This window comes from Mucilaginibacter myungsuensis, assembly GCF_015222005.1.
Taxonomy (GTDB): Bacteria; Bacteroidota; Bacteroidia; order Sphingobacteriales; family Sphingobacteriaceae; genus Mucilaginibacter; species Mucilaginibacter myungsuensis.
Map to the genome: position 1 here is coordinate 202586 of NZ_JADFFL010000007.1, position 24712 is coordinate 227297.

The 24712-nt window shown below is 44.2% G+C and carries 24 protein-coding genes; 1 reads left to right on the top strand and 23 read right to left on the bottom strand.

Features of this window, described 5'->3' with window-relative positions:
* Positions 1-65: 65 nt before the first annotated feature.
* The 9 genes from IRJ16_RS17680 to IRJ16_RS17720 all read right to left on the bottom strand — a co-directional run bounded on the left by IRJ16_RS17680 (position 66) and on the right by IRJ16_RS17720 (position 8864).
* The gene (locus tag IRJ16_RS17680) at positions 66-998 is read right to left on the bottom strand and encodes a hydroxypyruvate isomerase family protein (protein ID WP_194112965.1); all 933 of its coding nucleotides are present in this window, start codon (positions 996-998) and stop codon (positions 66-68) included.
* A gap of 12 nt (positions 999-1010) precedes the next feature.
* A complete protein-coding gene (locus IRJ16_RS17685) occupies positions 1011-2021 on the bottom strand; it encodes an FAD:protein FMN transferase (RefSeq protein WP_194112966.1) in 1011 nt (336 codons plus the stop codon).
* A 16-nt stretch (positions 2022-2037) separates the two neighbouring features.
* Positions 2038-3369 carry a Gfo/Idh/MocA family protein gene (locus IRJ16_RS17690; RefSeq protein WP_194112967.1) on the bottom strand — a complete coding sequence of 444 codons (1332 nt, stop codon included), beginning with the start codon at positions 3367-3369 and terminating at the stop codon, positions 2038-2040.
* Between the two features lie 35 nt (positions 3370-3404).
* Entirely contained in the window at positions 3405-4367 is a 963-nt protein-coding gene (locus tag IRJ16_RS17695) for a formylglycine-generating enzyme family protein (protein ID WP_194112968.1), read from the bottom strand.
* 144 nt (positions 4368-4511) lie between these two features.
* On the bottom strand, positions 4512-5513 hold the full coding sequence (locus IRJ16_RS17700) for a bestrophin family protein (RefSeq protein WP_194112969.1): 1002 nt from the start codon (positions 5511-5513) through the stop codon (positions 4512-4514).
* 418 nt (positions 5514-5931) lie between these two features.
* On the bottom strand, positions 5932-6561 hold the full coding sequence (locus IRJ16_RS17705) for a flavodoxin (protein WP_194112970.1): 630 nt from the start codon (positions 6559-6561) through the stop codon (positions 5932-5934).
* Positions 6562-6612: 51 nt separating this feature from the next.
* A complete protein-coding gene (locus tag IRJ16_RS17710; RefSeq protein ID WP_194112971.1) occupies positions 6613-7596 on the bottom strand; it encodes an aldo/keto reductase in 984 nt (327 codons plus the stop codon).
* A gap of 9 nt (positions 7597-7605) precedes the next feature.
* Entirely contained in the window at positions 7606-8001 is a 396-nt protein-coding gene (locus tag IRJ16_RS17715; protein ID WP_194112972.1) for a (R)-mandelonitrile lyase, read from the bottom strand.
* Positions 8002-8012: 11 nt separating this feature from the next.
* Positions 8013-8864 (bottom strand): aldo/keto reductase, encoded by an 852-nt coding sequence (locus IRJ16_RS17720; protein ID WP_194112973.1) that lies wholly within the window; start codon positions 8862-8864, stop codon positions 8013-8015.
* A 158-nt stretch (positions 8865-9022) separates the two neighbouring features.
* Between IRJ16_RS17720 and IRJ16_RS17725 the strand changes: the two genes are divergently transcribed.
* Positions 9023-9919, top strand: coding sequence for a helix-turn-helix domain-containing protein (locus IRJ16_RS17725; protein ID WP_194112974.1), 897 nt, complete (start codon positions 9023-9025; stop codon positions 9917-9919).
* On the opposite strand, the gene rpiA is transcribed toward IRJ16_RS17725, so the two are convergent.
* The 14 genes from rpiA to IRJ16_RS17795 form a co-directional block, all read right to left on the bottom strand.
* A complete protein-coding gene (gene rpiA / locus IRJ16_RS17730; RefSeq protein ID WP_194112975.1) occupies positions 9911-10612 on the bottom strand; it encodes a ribose 5-phosphate isomerase A in 702 nt (233 codons plus the stop codon). The two genes, IRJ16_RS17725 and rpiA, sit on opposite strands and share 9 nt — an antisense overlap.
* A gap of 29 nt (positions 10613-10641) precedes the next feature.
* Positions 10642-12810 (bottom strand): molybdopterin cofactor-binding domain-containing protein, encoded by a 2169-nt coding sequence (locus IRJ16_RS17735; RefSeq protein WP_194112976.1) that lies wholly within the window; start codon positions 12808-12810, stop codon positions 10642-10644.
* A gap of 18 nt (positions 12811-12828) precedes the next feature.
* A complete protein-coding gene (locus IRJ16_RS17740) occupies positions 12829-13431 on the bottom strand; it encodes a cytochrome c family protein (RefSeq protein WP_194112977.1) in 603 nt (200 codons plus the stop codon).
* Entirely contained in the window at positions 13428-13895 is a 468-nt protein-coding gene (locus IRJ16_RS17745; RefSeq protein ID WP_194112978.1) for a (2Fe-2S)-binding protein, read from the bottom strand. The genes IRJ16_RS17740 and IRJ16_RS17745 overlap by 4 nt, the downstream gene beginning before the upstream one ends.
* 664 nt (positions 13896-14559) lie before the next feature.
* A complete protein-coding gene (locus IRJ16_RS23245) occupies positions 14560-14964 on the bottom strand; it encodes a c-type cytochrome (protein WP_228080279.1) in 405 nt (134 codons plus the stop codon).
* Positions 14964-15086, bottom strand: coding sequence for a hypothetical protein (locus IRJ16_RS23050; protein WP_262893677.1), 123 nt, complete (start codon positions 15084-15086; stop codon positions 14964-14966). Before IRJ16_RS23050 ends, IRJ16_RS23245 begins: the two co-directional genes overlap by 1 nt.
* Positions 15087-16695: 1609 nt before the next feature.
* Positions 16696-17688: a glycosyltransferase family 2 protein gene (locus IRJ16_RS17760; RefSeq protein ID WP_194112981.1), complete on the bottom strand. Its 993-nt coding sequence runs from the start codon at positions 17686-17688 to the stop codon at positions 16696-16698.
* A 33-nt stretch (positions 17689-17721) separates the two neighbouring features.
* Positions 17722-18849, bottom strand: a complete 1128-nt coding sequence (locus IRJ16_RS17765; RefSeq protein ID WP_194112982.1) for a glycosyltransferase — start codon at positions 18847-18849, stop codon at positions 17722-17724.
* 3 nt (positions 18850-18852) lie between these two features.
* Positions 18853-19800, bottom strand: coding sequence for a glycosyltransferase family 2 protein (locus IRJ16_RS17770; protein WP_194112983.1), 948 nt, complete (start codon positions 19798-19800; stop codon positions 18853-18855).
* A 22-nt stretch (positions 19801-19822) separates the two neighbouring features.
* Positions 19823-21010 (bottom strand): oligosaccharide repeat unit polymerase, encoded by a 1188-nt coding sequence (locus IRJ16_RS17775; RefSeq protein WP_194112984.1) that lies wholly within the window; start codon positions 21008-21010, stop codon positions 19823-19825.
* A gap of 18 nt (positions 21011-21028) precedes the next feature.
* A complete protein-coding gene (locus tag IRJ16_RS17780) occupies positions 21029-21787 on the bottom strand; it encodes a glycosyltransferase family 2 protein (protein WP_228080283.1) in 759 nt (252 codons plus the stop codon).
* A 102-nt stretch (positions 21788-21889) separates the two neighbouring features.
* Positions 21890-22888: a glycosyltransferase family 4 protein gene (locus IRJ16_RS17785; RefSeq protein ID WP_194112986.1), complete on the bottom strand. Its 999-nt coding sequence runs from the start codon at positions 22886-22888 to the stop codon at positions 21890-21892.
* Positions 22885-24105, bottom strand: a complete 1221-nt coding sequence (locus IRJ16_RS17790) for a glycosyltransferase family protein (protein WP_194112987.1) — start codon at positions 24103-24105, stop codon at positions 22885-22887. The genes IRJ16_RS17785 and IRJ16_RS17790 overlap by 4 nt, the downstream gene beginning before the upstream one ends.
* Entirely contained in the window at positions 24086-24562 is a 477-nt protein-coding gene (locus tag IRJ16_RS17795) for an acyltransferase (RefSeq protein WP_194112988.1), read from the bottom strand. Before IRJ16_RS17795 ends, IRJ16_RS17790 begins: the two co-directional genes overlap by 20 nt.
* Between the last annotated feature and the right edge of the window lie 150 nt (positions 24563-24712).

Here is a 24712-nt window from a genome sequence, read left to right on the forward strand (position 1 = left end):
GCCCATCTCTAATAAAAGATGGGCGTTCAAAAAAAATTTAAAACGACCTGACAGGTCTCGGTGGTCTATGTCAGGAAGTTATCAACATCGCGATAAGCCTGTATCACTCTCAGTTCACCGTCCTTGCCCGGTTTGGAGTTACCGTGCTCCATACCCATTACGCCTTTGTATCCTTTGCTGTGGATATATTTGAATAGATTTTTATAGTTGATCTCGCCGGTGGTAGGCTCGTTCCTGCCCGGGTTATCGCCGACCTGCAGATAAGCTATCTCGTCCCAGCAACGGTCTATGTTCACCATCAATTGGCCTTCGGTTTTCTGCATGTGGTAAATATCAAACAGTATCTTACACGATGGGCTGTTCACCGCTTTGCAAACGGCATAGGTTTCGTGCGTTTGTTGTAGGAATAACTCAGGGGTGTCACTTAGGGTCTCCAACACCATAATCAAACCATGGGGTTCAAATATCTCCGCACCGGCGCGCATAGCATCTATCACGTTGGCAAATTGGTTACCCCAAGGCAAACGGCGTTCGTAAAAACCAGGTACTACTGTCAGCCATTTGGCGTTGCAACGCTTGGCTGCCTCTACCGACTTTTTGCAAGTAGCTACAAATTTGTCCTTGAACTCTTTTTTGCCGGTGGTTAACGAGGTTTTCCAGTTATCGCCACCATCGACAACAAAAACGCCCATGCGCATTTCCAGCTTGGCTAAAAGTTCGCCTATTTTGGTCTGCTCATCGGTAGCACGGCCAAGGTAGCCGTTATCTTCAATGGATCTGAAGCCCTGATCGTGCATATATCTGATCTGATCGAGGAATGAGTCGCCGGCGTTATTTCTGAACATACCCTGATGCGGGGCGTAATCCAGGTTGAAGGTCTTTCCGGCTTGTGTGCCGTTAGCTGCAACATTTTCGGTCGCGGCCGATGCCATCGCCGTTCCTGAGACCAGGGCACCAGTAGCGATAGCTGTATTTCTTAAAAAATCTTTTCGGTTCATAATTAGGTTGGGTTATTGGGTCACTATTAATTTTTTAAAGCCTGCCGTAAGTGTATCCGCAACGCTACCATCCGCCCGGCGATAAACCATATAGGCTTCCATACCCTTGCGCTGATCCACAAACTTTATGGCCTGCTTTACGGTCATGGCCATTAAGGCGTTATCGTAGCCGTCGGCTGTAATGGCATCTTTGGCATACACTGTTACGCTGATCATTTCCGTATCCAGCGGATAACCGGTTTTAGGATCGATCAAATGCGATATCCGCTTTTTCCCTTGCTGTATATATTTCTGGTAGTTGCCCGATGTGGTGATCGCACCATTGTTGAAACTGACCGTATGTTTTAGAATGGGTTCGGCATTCTCGCCTTGTCCCGGTCCTTCAACACCTATCTTGTACATGGTCCCGTCCGGCTTGGTGCCGTTGATGCGCAACTCCCCCCCTATTTCTACTACGTAAGAACGGACACCTTTTTTAGCGAGATGATCTGCCACCACATCTACACTGTAACCTTGCGCTATGCCATTCAGATCTACTTGCAAACACGGTGATCGTTTTTGCAGCAGATCGCCTTTTAGTTTTAAGCCGGCCATTCCTGTGCATTTCAGCAGTTCAGTAATACGGGCGCTATCGGGTAGGCTCTTGATACGTTCGCTGCCAAAACCCCAGGCTTGCACCAGTGGTTTTACGGTGACATCGAACAAACCATCGGTCGCCTTGTAAACCTCAAACGACTTTTGCATCACCCTGGCAAAGTGCGTGTCTATCTTCATCTCTTTTGAGCAACTATTGAAAGCGTTGATCTGAGAGAACGGCTTATAAAGCGACATGGACGAATCTATCTGCAACAGCAGACTATCTAAAGCCTTTTTGGTGACCACGCTATCCGTAGCAAAATATTTGACGGTGTAGCTTGTCCCCTGCGCGTATCCATATATACTATACTGCCGCTGAACTTTATCCGGCCGGACAAAGCTCAGCAGCAGTACTATTAAAATAGATGCCGTTTTAAGGGAACACATTTACAGCTTTACCTTATCAGATCACCTTGGTCTTGCCCGGCGTTGGGATCGGGTACAGTCCATTGGCATCAGGCATAACTTTAGGATTAGCCGTCCAGCTCAACTGATCAGGGAATAAACTATTGTTAGCATTCAACGCCTCGTCCCAACTGATCTTTTTGCCGGAATATGTCGCATACCTGCCTATAATAGATGTCATGCTGCTTATCGCACCACGTTCTGCGTCTTTAAACTTATATTCTCCTTTGGCAATAGCCTCAAAAAGTTCGTCGTGTTCTGTCTGGTAAGGGTTGGCATTGGTTTTTGCGCTATAGTCAAATACCTGCTTGCCCTTGGTATCCCAAATTCTACCACGATTAGCGCCGGCATCAAATAAAACACGGCCTTTAGTACCCTGGAAACTTTCGTCCACCCGGTTATCGATACCCTCAAAGTGGCGGCACTGGCTATGGATCACTGCACCATCGGCATACGTTAACTCAACCGAGTGGTTATCATAGATCTCGCCGTAATTCTTACCTGTCCTCCAGGCACGGCTGCCGGTTCCCTGTACTGATACCGGGTGAGCGTTTTTGATCCAGTTAGCAATATCTATATTATGGATATGCTGCTCTGTGATATGATCGCCGCATAACCAGTTAAAATAGTACCAGTTACGCATTTGATATTCCATCTCGGTTTGGTTCGGCTCGCGTTGTTTTACCCAAACACCACCACTGTTCCAGTAAACCTGTCCGCCGGTGATATCGCCGATCGCGCCATCATGGATACGTTTCATGGTATCGCGGTAGCTGGTCTGGTAGCGGCGCTGTAGGCCTACTACTACGTTCAGTTTCTTTTGCTCGGCCAATTTAGCCGTAGCCAACACCTTACGCACGCCCGGAGAATCTACCGCTACAGGTTTCTCCATAAACACGTGTTTGTTTTGAGCGATTGCTTCCTCAAAATGCCATGGCCTAAAGCCCGGAGGCGTCGCCAGCAGCACCACGTCAGCCAGGGCGATGGCTTGTTTGTAAGCATCAAAACCTACAAAACGGCGCTCTTTAGGTACATCTACCTTCGCGCCATACTTTTCGGACAGGAGGCCATGTGCTTTCTCCAGTCTGTCGGCAAAAGCATCGGCCATAGCAACCAGCTTCAGATTCTGTTTGGTGTTCAGGGCCTGGAAAGCCGCGCCAGTACCACGGTCACCACAGCCGATCAAAGCAATTTTAATGGTATCATCAACAGATGAATGTGCAGCGCCGCCGGCAAAAGCTACGCCATTCAGCATCACCCCTCCGGCAACCAGCGCCGAGGCTTTCAAAAATTCTCGGCGTTTGTTTGCGCCCGGTTCGTCAAAACTCATAATATCTCAGGTTTGTTTATATGGTTATTGGTTACTTAAAAATCTTTGATCGGCGCTTTATCATAGTAAGCGTCAATAGCTTCTTTAGATGGCGTTACTGACGGCCTCACTAACCTTAAGCCAACAAAAGGCGCCTCGGGGAACCACCAGTTACTTTTAGGTATCTGCGGGTCCAATTGTTTCCATGCCGGGTCTGATGCCGTTCTGGCCGCCGACCTTGCATCTTTTGCTTCATCGTTATAAGCGCCCCCCCTTACTACATTCGGGTACAATTTTTCAGGCTTTGCCACCGGATCTGCCGATTTATCTTTTACCGAAGCATAAAACTCGGGCAGGTATTGGTCGTAGGTCCACTCCGCTACATTGCCGTAAATATCGTAAAGCCCCCAGGGGTTAGGTTTCTTCTCACCCACTTTATGAGTTTTTGCATCGCTATTAGAAGCGATCCAGGCATAATCGCCAAGTTTGCCTGCGTTATCGCCGAAGAAATACTCGGTCGTGGTTCCTGCCCTTGCAGCGTACTCCCATTCAGCTTCGGTCGGCAAGCGATAAAATACTCCCGTACGGGCATAAAGCCATTTGCAGAACTGGATGGCATTATAATGTGTCATGGCTAAAGCCGGTTGCCCTTCCTTACCCATCCCGAAGGTCATGTCCAGATAGGGCTTGGTAGGCCGGGTCACAGCATCAACATTGGCAGGTACTGCGCCAACATTGTGGGTCACCTCAAAGTCTTTGTATAAAAACGGTTCGTATATATCCCAGATAACTTCATAAGTACCGATCCAAAAAGGAGCTACGCTTACGGTATGTACAGGCTTTTCATCTGGCTTGCCTTTTTTACTGCCCATTACAAATTGGCCACCGGGTATGCCGGTCATCTCGAAAGAAAGTTTCGTCCCGTCGATATCCTGTTTATAGTTCTTTGGCTTTTCCTGTGCTGTAGCCGAAACTGCCGATAATAATAAAATAGATAGAATCGATATGCGCGATCTCATAATTTATAGATGATTCTTCGTTCATGGCATAGGTGACCATGATACTGTCTAAAAATAGAACCAATAATTGTTAAAACAAAATATCATTGATAACAGCCTTATCAAAACGTATACGGCGCTCCCAATATCTGCCCTACAGATGTGTTACATCAATATGTTATTAACAGCTGTAAGCGGTGGCGGGATATCTTGCTCATTCAACATTTCGCGCAGGTCTATTTCTATCGTGCGCGACATACTGGTGATCGGCGTATCGTTCGCGTTACCTTCAAAAGGGTTCTCGGTAGCTTCGCCGATAGATTCGAGCACCAGGAACATCCACCCAACAATAACGCTGCACGGGATGGTCAGCCAGATGTGCCCCTTACCCATCTTAGAAAATTCGCTTAAAAAGCCTAACGGAAGCAATAGCGCCAACAGGTAGATGAAATAGAAACTAACACTTACGAACTGCCGCGGATAAGGATAATTCTTGATGCGTTCGCTGCGGCCTTGCAGATCGTACAGGTCTTTTAACACCCGCTCCATTTCCACATAGTTATAATCTACTAAATGGCCTTCCTCATTCAACTTCCTCAACTCTGCCGACTGCAGTTTGATAAGCTGAGTAGCTTTGTTACTTTTTGAAAGTATATTCTTCAATTCGTCATCGGCAAGCAGTGGCGACAGTTCGATAGCCATGTCGCTTTCCCATTCGGGTATTTTATAATATTGGCGATACTCGATGTAGATGGCTTTGTTTTTCACGTTCTCCCATGGCCTTGATTCGCGCATTTGAAAGCGTAGCGCAGTAAGCCAGGCAATATGGCGGTATATCATTTGCTTATGCAGCGCCCCCTCGGTAGTAGGGTCTTGCCTTACAAAACTTGTGACCATTACGCCCCAAGTACGACTACTGTTGACAATACCGCCCCATATCTGCCTTGATTCCCAGGCACGATTATATGTTTGGGTATTACGGAAGCCGGTAATGAAGGCGGCCGCCGTACCCACAAGCGCTATGGGCACCCAGGGTATGGCTACCCAAGTGAAGTCGAGAAAGTAATATAGCAGACAAGGGATGCTGCTTACGATCAGCATAAAATAAATGAACCTTCGCGACCAGGGTATAAAATGCGATAGACTGTAGTATTTTCCGGTATTCATGTTTTTATTGATCGTTTACTAAGCAATTGTGAACCACATTACCAAAGATAATTTTTGCAGTTACAATACCACTAAGCTAAAGATCATATAATAGCGAATTACCTGTTTGCTCGACTTGTTGTAGGAGAAAGTAAGGTAAGCGCCTCCAACACAGTCCCTCACTATCTTTATAGGGGCTATCAAGTTAGATGTTTTCGCATCGAACATTTTTACAGTTATCTGCCGTTGGTTCTTGTCCCGATCAAAAAAATAAAGCGACACATTATAGTCGTGTGTGCCCTTGTATTGATCGTCGACTTGAAAGTATTTGCGTATTTCTTCCGGGAACGGACCGGTAAATCACATGTCTGCAGACGGCATTGAAGATCAAGTTCCTGTTGCTTGGCCATCTGTCTTGGAAAATGATCTGGAAAAGCTATTAATTTACCAAACCAAGTTTTTTTAACCAGGCACCCACCTCGTTGGTAACTAACGTTGCTTTTTCTCCTTCCATAACAAACTGTATCCCGTCCCTCTCAATACCACCTTTTGTCGTAAAACCGTCGAGCACCCGGCTTTTGGGAGCCAGTTCCTTAACCGTAGCGAATGTGCTCCCGATCCCATAACCCGCGTTGGTATTAAATGGAACAATGGTTTTGCCGCTGAGGTCATATTGCTTGAGAAAACTTTTCATCGGAGGCGGCAGCTGCATACCCCAGGTCGGGAAACCAAGAAAAATAATATCATATTGACCTATGCCGTCGATCTTGGTTTTAAGTGGGGGCAGGAAACCGGAAGCATTTTCGTTCGCCACCTGCTGCACAATGGTCTGGTAGTTCTGTGGATAGGGGTTGACGAGTTCCAAACTAACCAATGTTCCTCCAACCTTCGTTTGGATGATCTGCGCAATGGCCTTCGTATTATTTGTACGGGATAAGTAAACGATCAATACCTTTTTTCCACTTAAACTGACCTTTTCATCACCCGCCGGTCGCTGGGCTTTGGAACAGGCGGTCACCAGGCTTAAAATGATGGTCATGATCGCCCCTATCTGTCGGATGTTTTTCATTAGCTTAGATATTATTTCCGGTTGCGTTCGTGTATGTTAGTATCACAATAATTAACGGTTGATCATCTTCTGCGCCTGTTCAGAATAGCGATGGCCTTGTACCTCGATATTGTCTAAGGCAACGCCTATCTCACTAAGGTATGTATCGGTCAGTTCAATATCTACCGCACCCAGATTTTCTTCCAGCCGGTGTAGTTTGGTGGTACCCGGTATAGGCACTATCCAGGGCTTTTGTGCCAGTAACCAGGCTAAAGCGACCTGCGCCGGGGTCGCCCCCTGATCTTTAGCGATATTCCCTAACAGATCGACCAATGCCTGATTGGCCTTGCGGTTCTCTTCGGAAAAACGTGGGACCGTGTTACGGAAATCGTTTTTATCAAAAGCTGTGTTTTCATTGATCGCGCCGGTCAAAAAACCTTTACCAAGCGGACTAAAAGGGACAAAACCGATCCCCAGTTCTTCCAGCGTTGGCAGGATATCCTGTTCAGGGTCGCGCCACCACAGCGAGTATTCACTTTGAAGCGCCGCCACCGGCTGAACAGCATGGGCTTTTCGGATCGTTCCGGCACCTGCCTCTGATAGACCGAAGTGTTTCACTTTACCTTCAGCGATCAGGTCTTTCACCGTCCCGGCAACATCCTCGATCGGTACGTTCGGGTCTACCCGGTGCTGGTAGAACAGGTCGATCCGCTCGGTACGCAACCTTCTCAATGATGCTTCGGCTACTTCGCGGATGCGTTTCGGCCGGCTATCGGCACCCAATGGCGGTTTACCATCTTTAAAACCAAATTTGGTAGCGATCACTACCTGATCGCGATAAGGTGCCAGTGCTTCGCCCAACAATTCTTCATTATCGAACGGACCGTAGGCCTCGGCCGTGTCAAAAAAAGTTACACCGCGTTCTACCGCCGCATGCAATAATTTGATCGCTTCATTTTTATCCGTTGCAGGGCCGTAACCAAAGCTCAAACCCATGCAACCTAAACCGAGGGCTGAAACCTCTAAACCGCTATTTCCTAATTGTCTTGTTTTCATAACTGTTCTTTAGCTATTGTACTGTTCGTCCGTAACCTTTTCCAACCAGGCCACTGGAGAGCCATTTTCTTTTTCCTGAACCGCGATATGGCTCATAGCGGTCGTGGCGGTCGCGCCGTGCCAGTGTTTCTCGTTCGGTTCAAAATACACCACGTCGCCGGCGTAGATATTTTCCCGGGCTTCCCCGGCTCGTTGCACCCAGCCGGCACCTGTGGTAATAATGATCGTCTGACCAAATGGATGCGTATGCCAGGCAGTGCGGGCACCGGGTTCAAAAGTGACCAGCGCCATGGATACCCGTGCCGGTTCAGGCGGTTCGTTCAGCGGGTCGATGCGTACCGTCCCTGTAAAATACTCCGCCGGTCCGTTTGCCGATGGCTTAGAGCCTATCCGTTGAATTATCATCGTGCAGTTGTTTAGTTGTTCAATTTTCGTTCACCCAGCCATTTCACCATTTTAGGATCACGGTGATCAAAAAAGCTGCTTGCGTTAGTATCCAATGTCCTGATCTTATCCATGTCCCCGGCCGTTAGCTCAAAGTCTAAACTGTTCAAATTTTCACCCATGCGCTCTTTACGTACCGACTTTGGGATAGCAACTACGCCACGTTGGGTCAGCCAGCGCAATACGACCTGTGCGATAGACTTATTGTGCTTATCGCCAATGGCTTGCAATAACTCGTTCTTGAAAAGGTCATTCTTACCTTCGGCAAAAGGCCCCCATGATTGGATCTGTACGTTGTTATCCCGCATGAACTGATGCGCCTCATATTGCTGGTGAAAAGGATGAGTTTCTACCTGGTTAACGGCTGGCACGATCTCGTTATGAATGATCAGGTCGATCAGACGGTCGGGTTGAAAGTTACTAACACCGATGGCCCGGATCTTACCTTCTTTGTATAATTCCTCCATCGCCCGCCATGCTCCGTAAACATCGCCGTATGGCTGATGGATCAGGTAAAGGTCCAGGTAGTCGAGTTGTAGTTTTTTCAAAGAATGCTCGAAAGCCTTTTTTGCGCCTTCGTAACCTTTATCTTGTATCCACAGCTTAGTGGTGATGAACAATTCCTCCCGGGCGACGCTGCTGGCTTTGATCGCTTTACCTACCGCTTCCTCATTCATATAGGCCTGCGCCGTATCTATCAGACGATAACCCGTCCCGATCGCATCGATCACGCTTCGTTCACATTCGGTCAGATCGGTCACTTGGAATACGCCAAAACCTAAAAGGGGCATTGCTACACCGTTATTTAATTTTATGGTCTGCATTTGTCAGTGCTTTTAATTAGATGGTACAAAGGTCATGCCCCGCTGTTGAATTAACAGGATACAGATCACGGATATTACTACCATTATTACTGATTCGGCGCATGTTATATGCAACAAACAGTTATTCAGCGTATTTTTGAATGACAGATCTATTAATTATGGACACGCTACGACGCTTCGATACCATCGACGGATACAACAAATTCAATAATAACGAGACCCGGCATCCGCTCGTTAGTGTGGTCGACCTGTCCAAGGCAGATCCAAGGAGCGGTTCCCGTATGTATTTTGGATCTTATATCGTATTCCTAAAGGATGTGAAATGCGGTGACCTGGTCTATGGTCGCGATACCTATGATTATCAGGAAGGCACCCTCGTTTTTATTGCACCGGGTCAGGTGGCAGGGGTTAACAGTAACGGCGAGATCTACCAGCCCAAAGGGCATGCGCTGGCGTTTCATCCTGACCTGATCCATGGTACATCATTAGGCAAACGGATACAGGAATATACTTTTTTTGGTTATCAGTCTAACGAGGCGCTGCACCTGTCTGACCGGGAACGCCAAATCGTGCTGGACTGCTTTAATAAGATCAGTTATGAATTGGAACGGGGTATCGATAAGCATAGTAAAAAGCTGATCGTATCCAACATCGAGCTATTCCTTGATTACAGCATACGGTTTTACGAAAGGCAATTCATCACCCGCGAACACGTCGTCAATGGCGTATTAGAAAGATTTGAGAACGCTTTGAATGAGTATTTGCATTCTGACCAAGCTCAGTTATCAGGTTTGCCATCGGTCGCTTATTTTGCCGATCAGCTTCATCTTTCACCTAATTACTTTGGTGACCTGATCAAAAAAGAGACCGGCAATACCGCGCAGGAATTTATCCAGTTGAAACTGATCGATATGGCCAAAGAAAAGATGGCCGACGGGACCAGGACCATTAACCAGGTGGCCTATGAGTTGGGGTTTAAGTACCCGCAACATTTTGCGCGGGTATTCAAAAAACGAGTAGGTCGAACGCCGAATGAGTACCGCTCACTAAACTGACCGGCGGGCAGGCCGAAGTACTGTTGTACCTTCAGGGCCGGCGATGACAGCCGATGTTGCCAGGTGGTAGAACAAGGAATGGTTTAATACAGCCGGTAGCATTTTTAGATAGATATCCATATCCTCCAGTTCAGGCAGGACATTAAAACTCATTTCCAGTAGATAGTTGCCTTGCGTAGTGATCACAGGTGTATGCTTACCTGCTTCGAGACGCTGCTTGAAAATCACACCGGAAAAGGCGGTTGACAACCGGGCTTGTACCGATCTTAGGGCGAATGGGACAACCTCCAGCACGACCGGGTAAAGGTTGCCCAACTGCTCGGCAAACTTGCTTTCGTCACCGATCAGTATGAACTCCCCGGCCATTGCAGCGGCTATCTTCTCATGCGTGTGAATTCCTGAACCACTTTTTATCGCGTTAAGCTCCCGGTCGAACTGGTCACAGCCATCGAAATAAATATCCAATTCGCTTAGGTCAGCTAATGGCCGGACGGTCAGACCGTGTGCAACTAAACGTTCGGCCGTCCGGGCCGACGAGGTAGTGAGGGTAAGTCCCGTGCGAAGACTACTGTCAGCAGCGACCAGGTCCGCCAAATGCAATACGGCTGATCCATCGCCCAGTCCGATGGTCTGTCCGGGAGCGATCAATTGGATCGCCCGTTCTGCGGCTTGCAGTTTATAGTCGGTCATCATTTATAATTCCGTCAGTGTTTCATATCGCATCAGACCGCGTTAAGATCAAAAGGCAATTTCCTTATCCGTTTGCCGGTCAGGTCGAATATCGCGTTGGTCAATGCCGGGGCAAAAGCGGGCAGGCCGGGTTCGCCCATACCGCCGGCGTCGGCATCATTGTCAATGATATGCACTTCAGTCAGGGGTATATCGGTGATGCGCGGCATTTTATAGTCGTAGAAATTGCGCTGTTCAACCATCCCGTCCTTGAACGTGATCTCGTGAATGGTAGCTGCGCCCAGACCCATCACCACACTACCTTCTACCTGCGCTTTGATAATATCCGGATTGACATACCAGCCGCAGTCGACCACCACCCACACCTTATCAATATGGATGCCGCCACCCGTCTTTTTAGAGACCTTTACGATATGGCCGACGGTACTACCAAAACATTCGGTAATAGCCGCCCCGAAACCCTGGTTCTTTCGGCGGCTTTTCCAGCCGGATACGGCTTCCATTTTATCGATCAGTTTTTGCAGGCGTTCATCCTTCAGATATTCCCGGCGTAGCGCCAGCGGGTCCTTACCTGCTTTATGAGCTATCTCATCCAAAAAACTTTCATAGGCAAAACCATTAGTGGAGGCATAGACTGAACGCCAGAAACTGGTCGGTATAGGTGTCTTAAAGGGTACGTCTGAAAAACTCAGGTTTTTGATGCTATCATAATAGGGCTTTAAAAAACCTTCTGAAGTACTGCGGTTCGGCCGGCCATTGTCCGGGCTGCGCCAGTGGTCATTATTTTGACCTGCCATTCGGAATTTGAGCGCGCTGATCGCCCCATTCTCTACTACACCTTCGCAACGATAAGAGATGCCCGGGCGATAAGGCCCTTGTGTGGCATCATCCTCCCGTGTCCAAACTACCTGCACGGGTGCACCGATCTCCTTAGAGATAACCGCGGCCTCATGCGGGTAATCGGGCATGGCCTTACGACCGAACCCACCACCTAAAAAGGTCATGTTCACGATCACTTTCTCAGGCGCCAGCCCCATCTTTTTACTTACGTAATCCTGTATCCAGTTCGGTGCCTGTACAGGTCCCCAGATCTCTACTTTGTCGCCTTGAAAATGCGCGATGCAGTTGACCGGCTCCATACAACTGTGCGATTGATAAGGCGTCTCATAGACCACATCGAGTTTATCTGCCGAACCGGCGATGACCCCATTCGGGTCGCCCTGCGTACGGAGCGGCAAGCCTTCGCTCGTTTTCAGAAGTTCACGCTGACGAGTAAAGATCTCAGCGGTGCTGATATGTTCAAATCCCGTATCATCCCATTCCACTTTCAATGCCTTTTTGCCTTGCATAGCCGCCCATGTCGAATTGGCAACGACGGCAACCCCTTCGCGATCGGTGGTCCACACACCCATCACCACTTTAAATACCTTGGTCACACCGGGCACTTTCAATGCGGCGGTCGCGTCAAAACTTTTCACCTTACCGCGCAAACGGGGATTCCTTTCCACCACCGCGAATTGCAAACCCGGCAAGCGTTTATCGATACCGAATATCGCTTCGCCATTGGTCTTTAAAGGAGAATCCCGCCTGTGCAGGGGTTTAGTGATCACCTTATAGTCGGCACGGGCTTTCAACTTCACATTGGCGGGAGCTGTTAATTTGGCCGCATCGGCCACCAGCTCGCCATAATGGGCGCTTTTGCCCGATGGCTTATGATGAACATGCCCTAAGGCAGCGTAACACTCCGCTGCTGGAACGTTCCATCGGTTCGCTGCGGCCTGGATCAGGACCTGCCGGGCAGTGGCGCTTAACTTCAACAAATTCTTGTAACTTCCCCTGATGGTAGAACTACCGCCGGTAAGCTGGCTGCCGAATTTCTTTTCGTCACCCTGCGCAAATTGGATGTCCACTTTATAAAGATCCACCTCCAGTTCTTCAGCAATGATCTGAGCGATCGAGTGGTAAACACCCTGTCCCATTTCAGCCCGGTGGCTGATCAGGGTCACCTTGCCATCGGTGTTAATGATGATCCAAGCGGCGAGTTCAACGCCTTCGATCGCCGCAGTGGCCTGCGCTTCATTAAGTACGCTGGCCTCAGCTTTTTCGGACACATAAAGGCCGAGACAAAGTGCAGAACCGGCTATCCCCGCAAGTTTCAGGAAACCCCTCCTTGATATATTTTCTTTCTCTTGTACTGACATATCTATCGCTGGTTTATATTATTTCTTTGGCGCGTAAGCCCCGGTATTCAACCAGGTCAGCCAGGCTTTTTTGAACGCCGCGTGGCTCATTGGCGGTAAGGTCCGGCCCTCACCGGGATCCCAGCCCGAAAGTACCAGTCCGTCATCCGCGTGCTCGATCAGCTTTTTGATATCCTTGTGACCGTTCCGCTTCGGGTCGACCAGTTGCAAAGCCAACTGACGCGGTGTTCTTCCCTGAAATACCATGCGCATATCGGCCGGAGGCAAATGCCAATTTGGGTTTCCCGGCGGGGTGTGTACTCCTGGTGTATTGGTCAGTTGATGGCAATTGCTGCATTTCATCGCATAGATGCCTTTCCCGTCTTTGCCGCGCTGAGGCGACATGGTGTGCAGATGGCTGTCGTCGCCTTGTAGCGGGATATCTCCGGATGGGTGACAGTTCATACAGCGCGGGCTCATCAACACTTTATAAACATCGCCGAAAGCCTTCACCGAAGCTATACTGTCTTTTTTAAATGGTGGCAGCGGGTTTTCCTTGTCCTTGCTGCTATTGCCGGATATGAACGCCATCAGGCCGATCAACAGCAATGGCGTGCCGATCACGATCGATATCCTTTTCATTTCGCGCCCTCCTTCTGTAGTTTAGCGGCCAGGTGGATAGCCTCCCGGATACGCTGGTAAGTACCGCAACGGCAAATATTACCGGCCATCGCGGCGTCGATATCGGCGTCGGTCGGGTTGGCTTTCTCTCGCAATAATACCGCGGCAGACATGATCTGGCCTGAATGGCAATAACCACATTGCGGCACGTTCGCTTCGTTCCAGGCCAGTTGCGCAGGATGATCATTGGCTTTAGAAAGGCCTTCGATCGTGGTCACCTGCTGACCTACTGCACGACTGACCTTGGTCACGCAGGAACGAACGGCCTCGCCATTCAAATGAATGGTGCAGGCCCCGCATTGCGCTACGCCACAACCATATTTAGTACCTGTCAGGCCGATGATATCCCGGATAGCCCACAATAGCGGCATATTCGGGTCGGCATCGATCTGGTATTGTTTCTGATTTACATTCAGGGTGATCATATTCGATTCTATTATGGTTTCTTGTTCAAATTTGTGCTCCGATTAAGATGCATCATCAGTGATATTCCGCAAAGTTTGACCGGCCGCATCAAGCGGACCGGTCATACTTGCGGCGGACCATCTTTCCGGAGCGCATGATCCAACTTTATTCATCTAAAAAAACTCGAAGTATTACTCAACTCTTTGATCAACACAAATAATTTGTTTTTGATCTGAGCAATAGACGATCCGGGCATATTCATAGACAGGCGGGACATTTTCATCGACCGTTGGATACGCCCCCTTGCTACATGACGTTGATCGGGTGATGTTACCTGTCTATTTACAACCTTCTATCGGCTATCGACCTTATCGAACAAAAATAGCCCGACCAGCTTAACTAACAGGTATACGTATTACGGTATTACCTACCATTATTACTGATTTGAACATACGAAGATGGCAAAGGTTTACATAAGACCTAAATTGGCAACCGATATAATAACAGGATATGAAAATATTGACCAATAAGAGCGTTTGGCGGACCGCCACGGTCATGAACACTGATCTGCTTTAACGAACATCTCGTCAGATCGTGCTACTTCTGTACGACCAAAAAAACAGGCTTTCAACAACAGTTAAAGTAAGGTTGGCAAATCTTTAGATGTACTTTTTCTTAGATCATTCATTTCTTGTTCGCCGAACGAGCCTTTTTCACGTCATCTGCAGTGACCGCACTTGCCTTATTACCGAAATTATTTCTTACGTAAGTCAGTACCGCGGCTATCTCCCCATCCTTTAAAATAGCCATTAAAGGCATTTCGCCCGAATAGGCATCGCCGTTAACTTTGATCTCGCCGCTCAGCCCGTTAAGCAGGATGCTGATCAACTCCGGTTTTGGCCCCCTTACCTGATCAGCGGCGGGACCATATTCTGCGCACCCGCTCCATCGGCCTGGTGACAGGTTTGGCAATGCTGCACGTACAAGGCCTTTCCAAGCGTGGTATTCGGCAAAGCGGATGACATTTTCTGGGCCCGGGCACTTATAAATGTAAGGCAAAGAATAACCGAGACCGATGCTCTTTTTCATCAGGCTTTTTTATAGGTTATCCGGTAGACCACCCTTGCTACGTCATCAGACACCAGCATAGATCCGTCGGTCAATAATATGAGCAGGTTCTCCCGCGACGAATAAGTATAAGGTTTCGCCATTTATATTCCAAAAGGTAATTGAGTTGATGGATCTTAAATAAATTTGCGCCTCTGAGACCTATTTGCCAACCATATTTGTTCCGTGAACTACCATTATTCGAGAAAAAATTCTTCGCCTCGAACTCATCCAAGGCAAATGGCCCATAAAAGGCAATTCCGTTCGAAATTTTATATTTGGTCGTGAGTCCCATCAGTGCGTTATCTGGCGACCCGTTAGAAGCTTCTAAAGGTCTTGAAAAGGTTATTGGATTAAGATAGGTAAAGTCGAAACCACGCTTGTTTCCATTCTCATCTTTGTCCCCCCAGATAACATTGTCAAAAAAACCGAATGACAACCTATTATTCACGTTCCAATCCAAATAATGAAAAACGCCCCATTTACGTTGTATGGTCGGCGAAGATACTCTGTCACGCATCGATGTCCACATAGCCATATATCTTGCATTGCCCACATTAGCAATTACCCAGAAAAACGAATAAAGGGTCGATACATCGGACAGCAACATCGAACGATAACCATCGCCTATAAAATTCTTATCGTGCCCGAGGGTAAAGTTAAAGAACTTGACCGGAGTAAACGAAACCAAGGCAGTAATATAAGACCACTTTTTTGTTTGCCCGGCAATACTACGGTCATACGTCTGTCCTTGCACATTGCCGACCTGTTGGTAGTAAGTGGTTAGATAATCTGGAAATGTTGACTGGGCAGCGGCACCACTCGTCAGTAAAAAAAGTTTTTTGCCAAATGATCCGCCTATCTGGAAACCATGATTACTTGATCCGGTTGGAATGTTTGTTAGCTAAATTGCGCCCTACTGAAACATCCATCAGATAATCTCCGAAAATAAAGACACCGTTCCCTTTGTACTCGACGAGGTGTTCGGCGGACAACTTCCGGGTAAGCCAGCTGCCGGTCCTTGCGCTATCTTGCAATTTATTAACAAGGCCATTATAACGAATAAGCAATATTGAATCGTCTACGAAGAACGGTTTGATCGTCGTATGAACCCGTGCATCAGTTGAATAGATATCAGCACTGAATTTCTGATAAAATTGATAGGAATAAGGCTGTATCACTGACTGGGAGCGAGCCCCCGACAGCTGCGAGTAACATTAACAAAAAAGCGCAGTAAATTTTCTTCATAATCATTTAGATTCGTTTTAATGGCAGGTCTATTGGACGAGCGGATATATCAATTATTCTTGGTTAATGGCTTGCATTACTGCCTCTGGAAATATAAACGAGAATTCCGCTAAAATCTATATAATTATAGATTTGTCTTAAAATTGAGTCTCGGTGGAAAAGTCAATATTCAGGCCGTATTCCTAAATACAAAAACTGTGGAAGATGTTCAAATTAAATTTCCTTATCTGATAAACGTCCGCTCAATCCGATCCTGACAATGAAATCTTTTAGAGGTGTTTTTAATCCGTCGCCTCCAGTTTATTCGAAGAATAAATCCATAGATGCAACCATATTCCATGGATAATGTTATGGTATTCGAGCTAAATTGAAATTCCGATGCAGCTTAAGTAAATCTTTATCAACGATCTCGACCTCATATACGTTGAGTGGACGCTGGAACATTAGAAAAAATTTGTTAGTTGATCATTTCCAGTAAAATGAATGCATGGAAAACTTTTTAATCAGAAAAAGTGGCATAATTTTATAAAATCTGGCACTGTTATAGCCCAGCCATTTGGCGAAAATCGAACTAATTGATCGAAATAAACTAACGGGCGATTTTTTAATCGCGTAGCTGATCTCGGATCTTATAAATTTAAGTCCCTCACCTGTCGGCTTCCCATACTCTTCCAGCATCCAGATGTTCTGCTCATGAAATACCCTCGTGTCAAAATAACGTCGGTATTCCTCAAGTAAAGAATAGCTGTGTGAATGACGGACCATAGCTTCGGCTACGTAGGCTTTTTTGTAACCGGCTTTAAGCATTTTGGCAGCAACAATGGCATCCTCGCCCATAATGGACGTTGTTGGGAAACCACCTATGGCGTTCAGCGCGTTCTTACGGTACGCAGCAAATGAATTTGAGCAAAAAAAAGCTTTAAAACCTAACGCGGGTTGGTCGGCAATCGAAATAATATGAGAGTTTTCTGGATAATTAAAAACGCGTGCATGAATCTCTAAAGGTTTAGCATCAATGTGCGGTAGCTGTCGTCCATACGCCATTCCTACCTCTGGATCATTGAACACACAAACGATGTTTGAAAGACTATTTTCATCTGTCAATATAGCATCCTGGGTCAAAAAAACACAAACGTCCGCATCTGCGCTTTCGTCAACTAATCGCTGGCGAGTACCACCATGATTGAATTGGCTGGAAGTTGTCCTGAACACCTCAAATCCGTGTGCTTTAGCTAACGCTACAGTATTATCTTTAGAACCGGAGTCGATAATAATCTTTCTACTTATTAGAGCAATTTGCTTGTCAATGCTTGCTAAAACTTCAGGCCATTTTTTTCCTGCGTTATAGGTTGGGATGAGCAAGGCGCATGTACTTATATTAGGCATGTTTTTTATGATATCATGAATAAAAAATGCGATCGAGTTAATGATAGAGCAACCCGCAGGGAATGGCAGCATTTCCGTATTCGCTGCGATAATATAGAATTAAGACTAAGCCTCGGTCGCCTTGTTCAGTAAAAAAATCATTAATTTATCCCAGTCATCAAAAAAAGGTTGGGATGGCTCCTCTCGCTGATTGCCTACGAAACCAATCGTGTTATTTATTACCCCCTCCATCTGATCGGCAAGTTCCATATAATCGTCAGGATCAAAAAAATTGACGGTTTGATAATCACCGAGCGTCTCATGTGCATACGGCAGGTCGGCCAATAACATTTTCTTGTTGAATTCTTTGAACTCGCTAATAGGTAAACCCCACGTTTCTAACTTAGACGAAAAGATCAAACAATCGGTATCTTGATAAAGTCTTTGGACAACGGCCCTCTTCTGGATACCAATAAAATGGATACTTTCTACATGGCCATACCGGGATATGATCTCTTTCGCATATTTATTTTCTGAACCGTTCAATGTTATGATCAATTGAAAAGCTTTGGTTTTCCGTTCAAGAAATTCGGCTGCTTTACATGCAACTTCAAAATTTTTGAATATGCGGGGAAATGAAGGATAAAAGAAGGTCGTTTTTTTTGCATCGATTGCTATGACCTCATTGATATTGATCTCTTCGATATTCTGCGACATCTTTTGAATAGGATATGAAATGATGGAATTTACACCATACATTTGCTTAAAAGCATTTCTTATCCATTTTTGTTGAATGATCACATAAGCATTTCTTTTGATGTTTATTTGATACAAGTACTTGTAAAATAAACAGAACAAGGAAAACTTAATGTCATAAAAAAAACGTTTTACATCTATTGTGTAAAAAACTGAGGGGTTATGACAATAGACCACTTGCATTTTACAATCAACGTTGGGTGTTATATCGTGTAATGATATCCAAAGATCCGGCGTGATCTGCTGCGAGATGGTTTTGCTTTCAATATATTCGAATTTTAAACGCTTTAGCCACGACGTTTTAATTAATGGAAATTCCACAAAATTAAAGCAACTTCGATCAATATTGTCTTCGATCAATTCCTTGTCATGAATCAGAACGGTTATGTCGAGATTATATATTTTTTTCAATTTTCCAATCGATCTTAATGAATCCTGAAGCACACTTAGTATACCACCCTCTACAAGATTAACCCCCGAAATTACCACTTTAAGCATACTCTAAACGATCTGTTTTGATTCTTCTGTGTTGATCTTACCGTAAAAAAACAAAATGGTATATATCATTCCAACATTCTGCAACCAACCTAACTTATAGATCTTATTTCTAAAGATGGCGCGAATCAGCGAAAAACGGTCTCTTCTTAAATTCTCCAGATAGTCTGTTATTACATCAAGTTTATCCGGGTCCAGATCATGTCGGTAAAAATCTAAAAATCGCTGAAACATTTTTACTCTCAAAGTGAGTGTTTTAATCTGGTCGGCAAAACCTGTCGTGAATCTGGCGAATCTTTTTTTGAGACCCGCGCCTTGCGAGGTAGCATTGTTACCATGCTGTCTGTATAACAAAAGTTTCTTTTCTAAATAACGGCACTCAGCAAATGCGGTTGCAACAAGGCATATCCAATAATCATGATTTTCAGCTGATGCAGGAATGGACTCCATAACACGGATAAAGTTGGTATTGATCATAATGGTGCAACCAAAAGCGTAATTTTGAGCCAATGTGCGATTGAACCTAAGCTCTTTCATTAGATTCATTTCTTCATTAATCATCTCTCCATCAGCTGTGATCATTTGTAAGTTGCCATATATCATCACTGGTTTATGAGGTTGCTGCTTCTCTACATCTTGCATTAAATGCATCGTCTCCTCCATTTTGTTCACGAGCCATATATCGTCCTGATCACAAAACATTAAATGACCGACGGCTGTCCTGGATTTGGCTAACGAATACAATGTGGAAAAATTTGATACCGAACCTTTTAAAGCAGTTTCATTAATGATCAGGGAAATTTTGCTGTGAACCTTAAGATAACTTTTAACGATCTTTAGCGTATCATCTGTCGAGCCGTCATCTCTAATTATGAGCTCCCAATTAGTATAGGTTTGGTTGATTAAACTATCTAATTGTTGCTCAATATAACGGCCGCCGTTGTAGGTCGCCATAAGTATCGTTATAAGAGGTGTATTAGTCATTATAGATCTTTAATTTAGCGATGAAATTAAAAATGATCGGATACAAGATCTGAAAAGATAGACCTGTTGTTGTTAACATGTTATCAAAGATCGAAAAAAAATATATCGTACAAAGAATCGATATCCCCAATATCCCGACAGGATTCTTCGATACCACAATCGAATAAATCAGTGGAAAGAGCAAAAACAAAAATAATAAAAAAACCATTCCTATCCAGCCTGCATAATTATAGCTCCCGGTCAGGGTAGTAGTTACCGCTAGGTCATCAACAATAACGTCTGCGACCGCACGTTTTCTGCCAAGTATATCGTTTATACGTTTAGATAAGCTGTCAAATAAAAATTCGTCTATAAAGACAAACCCTAAGCCACTGATCGTGAGGCTCGAAGGGTACTTGTTGATATTATATTGCAAGTTACTCAACGGAGAAGTGGCATATAAGAATCCCCAAAAAAATTCATCTGGCACAACATTATCTTTAAAACTTTCAGAAGCCTGACCTAAATTCAATATTAGTTCGCTATTGTATGTGGGATCGGCCTCAGGATTCCCTTTTCGGACCTCATTTATCAGTCTATAATTCCCGGCCAATCCAAAAACATAGAGCATTATTAACGCCCCGGCAACGATACCAACTATTTTTTTCAGATCGAGTTGAGGTAATGTTATGTTTATCCAAACAAAAAACATACTCACGACGCTCATAATGATGTTACCTCGGGAAAAAGATAGTATAAAAAGACCAAAGCAGATCAGTATATACAGCAACAGGATCTTTTTTCTGGTGTTTAAAAAGGCGTAAAAAAAATATATACTTACAAAACAGTTAAGTGATGTTGTGAGTACTATCACAGTAGGTACACCAAAATCCATATCACGGGTACCATTGACCAGCGGTATGCCGCTATATAAAAAGTTCAGGCTATAAAGAATAACATTTATAACTAATAATCTTTTATTCCCTATTTTTAATAGCTCGGGTTTTGTAAAGGGCACTTTATCAAAAAAGAGACCGGCTACAGCAAAAACAACGATAAAAAAAAATAAAAAAACAAACAATGATAATGAAATACGAGGGAACAGGTTAGACCATCCTAAAGAATATAGTCCCAAACATGAGAACCACGAGATGCTGAATGCGGAATACGGATTAGCGATTTTTTTTAAGTTATATTTCATATCAACTGTTGTTGGGATCTAGGTATTAAATCGGTTTCGATGTGGTCGTTTTACTGCGCGGGCCATGTAGCGTCTGATTAAAGCATATATATATACCGATAATGGGAAATTAGATCGGGTCAGTTCCATCTTGTCTTCAAAAAAAGGGAGATCGACCGTATTCGCCGAGTAACCACCACCTTCATAGTTACACACGGTAACAGGTAAATACTTAAAGTTGTAATTAGGATCACCATAACACTCCATATTCAATGCGTGGTCGGCAAATATCTTGTACTTGTTATTATAGCGACGTTTTTTAAACACGGCCGATGGATAGAAGATCGCCTGATGGCAAATATTGACAATGGCAAGCTTGAAAGCAGAGAACTCGCCATCGTATTTTGACATCAGGTCATTCCGGTAAACATCCCCATAATATATGGTCTTCCTATCCTTAAAATAAGGGACAATGTTTTTTAAAATATTATATAAAATATCACCCGAACCCAAAAAGTAGATCAGATCGCCTTTCACTACATCGAGTGCTTTGTTCATGGCATCATATACCCCCTCGTCCGGTTCACTTTTCCAATGGGCTATTTTAGAATCATATTTCCTTAAAATTTCGATGGTTCCGTCCGTAGAGCCTCCGTCTATTATAACTAATTCGATTGTTTTATAATCTTGGTCGATGACACTTTTTATAGTCCTCTCCAACCCATTCTGAGCGTTGAACGTTACCACTATAATACTTATCAAAGGTTGATCAACTTCTAATGACCTATCAACAAACATCGTATTTTAACTTCAATTTAAAAAAAAACACCATTCGATTCGGATAAACAGTAAATACCGATCCAAAGACATGCGACCCAATAAGGCCGCCCGTATCGGCGGTTATGTAAGCAGTTCAGAATAAAGTCGTTTATAACTCTCACCTATATTTTTGCTTCTGCATTCCAAAAGGACATTTTTATCCGTTGTGTATTTGAGTGGGGATCGCAGAATATCATCTATCCCATCCTTTATGGATCCCACTAAGGAGGGATTTACAAGTTTTGCGTTTTGGTAATATTTTTGCCGCGCGTAGCGCCTATCCGCCGTTAAGATGGGTTTTTGCAGCACCGCTGCTTCCAGCATAGATATGGGTTGCTGTTCAACATGACTGGGAAGAGCAAATAAAAGGCAGTTCTGATAATAATCCACCAGCTCTTCTGAATTTTCTTTAAGTTCCGGGATCCAGCTCAATATATCTTTATTGTCATTTACCAATTGGGCCAATTCTGCTCCCACAACATTTTCGCCGTCCATCACTTTTCCAACGATGACCAGTTTGAAATTCCCAGCAATGCATGCTTGCGCTAAGGCTATCTGGTTTTTCCTTTGACATATATTACCAACGGTCAATATGTATTGTTCCTTTGGTTGTTCAGAAACTTTTAAGGATCTCTCAAAAAAAACATCTCCAATGACATTTGGGATCACATGGATCTTTTTTGACGGCACCTTGTAACATAAATTGCAAAAATCCGCTTGCATTTCGTTTACAACGACTATTTTGTCTGGCATTCTCAACAGTTCTGTAATCATTCGTTGTTTATATAACAACGACGAGATCTTGAATCTGAACTTGTCATAAAAGCTTTCTGTGTCATGCATTAATATCGTCGCTACAAGTTTTTTCCCGGATCTTTTTGCCCAATGATAACTTTCACTGTGCGAAAGCCCCAGCCCCCAGCAATGAAGGATATCAAATTCTGCATCTCTGTTCCAAATATCCATCTTTTCAATAACTACATTAAGGTCATTAATGGCATTTGATGTTGATAGCATTTGTATGTCGAATCCGCCGTAAGCGAAGCAATGAGCCTGTAATGGTAAATATTTTATTTTCATTGATCTTTCATTTTTATAATATCATTGAATATTCTGATCACAGACTCTTTCGATAAATATTTATTATAAGCACTGTAATAGCTGTCGAACTTCCGGCCATCGACCAAAATATCAGTGATAGCTTCGACCAAACGATCAAGTGACGGCTCTTCACAACGATAGTTAAGATCATTTAAAACAAAGAAGTTGTTAACAGAACTGTAAGCTGGCCCCAAAGTTAGTATCGTTCTTCCATATTGGATTATCTCAGCTATTTTTTGAGGGAAAGAAGTAGTGATCAAACCGTGATCGGCCTCTTCAAAAGAATAGGGTATTAAAAAACAATCACATTGCTTATACACATCAAGTAATCTATCCCTGTTATCGCTTGTAGAGTACGACACGTAATCTTCATTAAAATTTAACGACCTGAAGTCAGCAAGACTGGAATAGGTTTGAACGACCAATTTAAAGATCACATCATGGGTGCTTTTCTTATTCAGATCATCGATGACCGATGCAAAGAACTTTAAAGATCCGTTGTAAAGGATGTTCAGTCCGCCGGTGAATAGAAATACGAACTCACGTTCCTTTTTCTCATCTTTATCTGCGAGCGGTGGCACCTTATTAAAGTGAGGTGCAAGTACTGTGCTATCCTTATCATATTTATTTTTATACAACTTTTTTAATCCTTCACTTATAGTGATCAAAACATCAGCTTGCCTGATCGATCTCTCCAAAAAAAGTCGGATCAAATATAGTTCAAATTTATTGTCGTATTTTTTGTTGATCAATTCAAGATCGTCTACGATATACAGGCAATGCTTAGATCTCGGTGCTAATTTCATTAAAATCCAGGCTTTGCAAACCGGTTTAATGCTGGCGCCAACAACGGTCAAAAACGTATTTTGATCACTATCGTAGCGTTTTAAAATGCCTGGAATAGACCATATAAAAGCGATGAACTGAAACAGTTTTTTAAAAACGCCGAATTTAAGCCGCTTGTATGATGTAAAAAAGCTTTTATCACAGATATGAACGTCGATGTCGAAATTATCGCTCTCAATTTCGGCTGGTTCAACTTCAACTTCTCTACAAAATGTGATCACATTGACAGTAAAATTTCCGTTTAACGCCTTAATTATATGAAAAAGTAATACAGAGATACCCGAACCTTTATTTTTTAAAGGGGGAGTATCTGAGAGAAAGGTAAGGCAATTAGAGCTGATCGTTTTCATTTATCACTTTTATAAATTTTGCAGGGTTGCCGGCCCAGACCTGATTGCTGGGAATATTTTTAGTAACTACACTGCCCGCACCAATTACACTTCGATCGCCAATATTTACCCCCTTTAGAATAATAGAATTTGCACCAATAAAAACGTCGTCGCCAATATTGATCGCCTTACTTTCAATTTTTTCGATCACGTTATTTGCCCTTTCAAATGGCAATAGTGGATGAAAATCTGTGTCCCATATACTAACATTACCGCCGCAAAACAACGTTTTACCAATCGTGATCTGTTTAGAACAAAATATAGAAACTCCAGAAAAGCCCGACTTATCTCCTATAGTTAGTGTTGCGCCTGTTTCTACATAGATAGAGCAATATTTGCTTAACCCTAAAGGATTTGAGTTAAAAGTGCTATTGAAGACCAATTGAGATCCGAATATTATTTTTCCTTTATTATTCAATTTGAAAGTTCCTCTGAACCTCGGCAATTGCTTATATTGAACATTATTGATATATAATACCCCCGAAAAATAAAAATACGCCAAAATGTTTACCACTTTGATCCAAGGATATAAAATTAGATACTTGTATGTGTTACTAAAAAAAAAGTT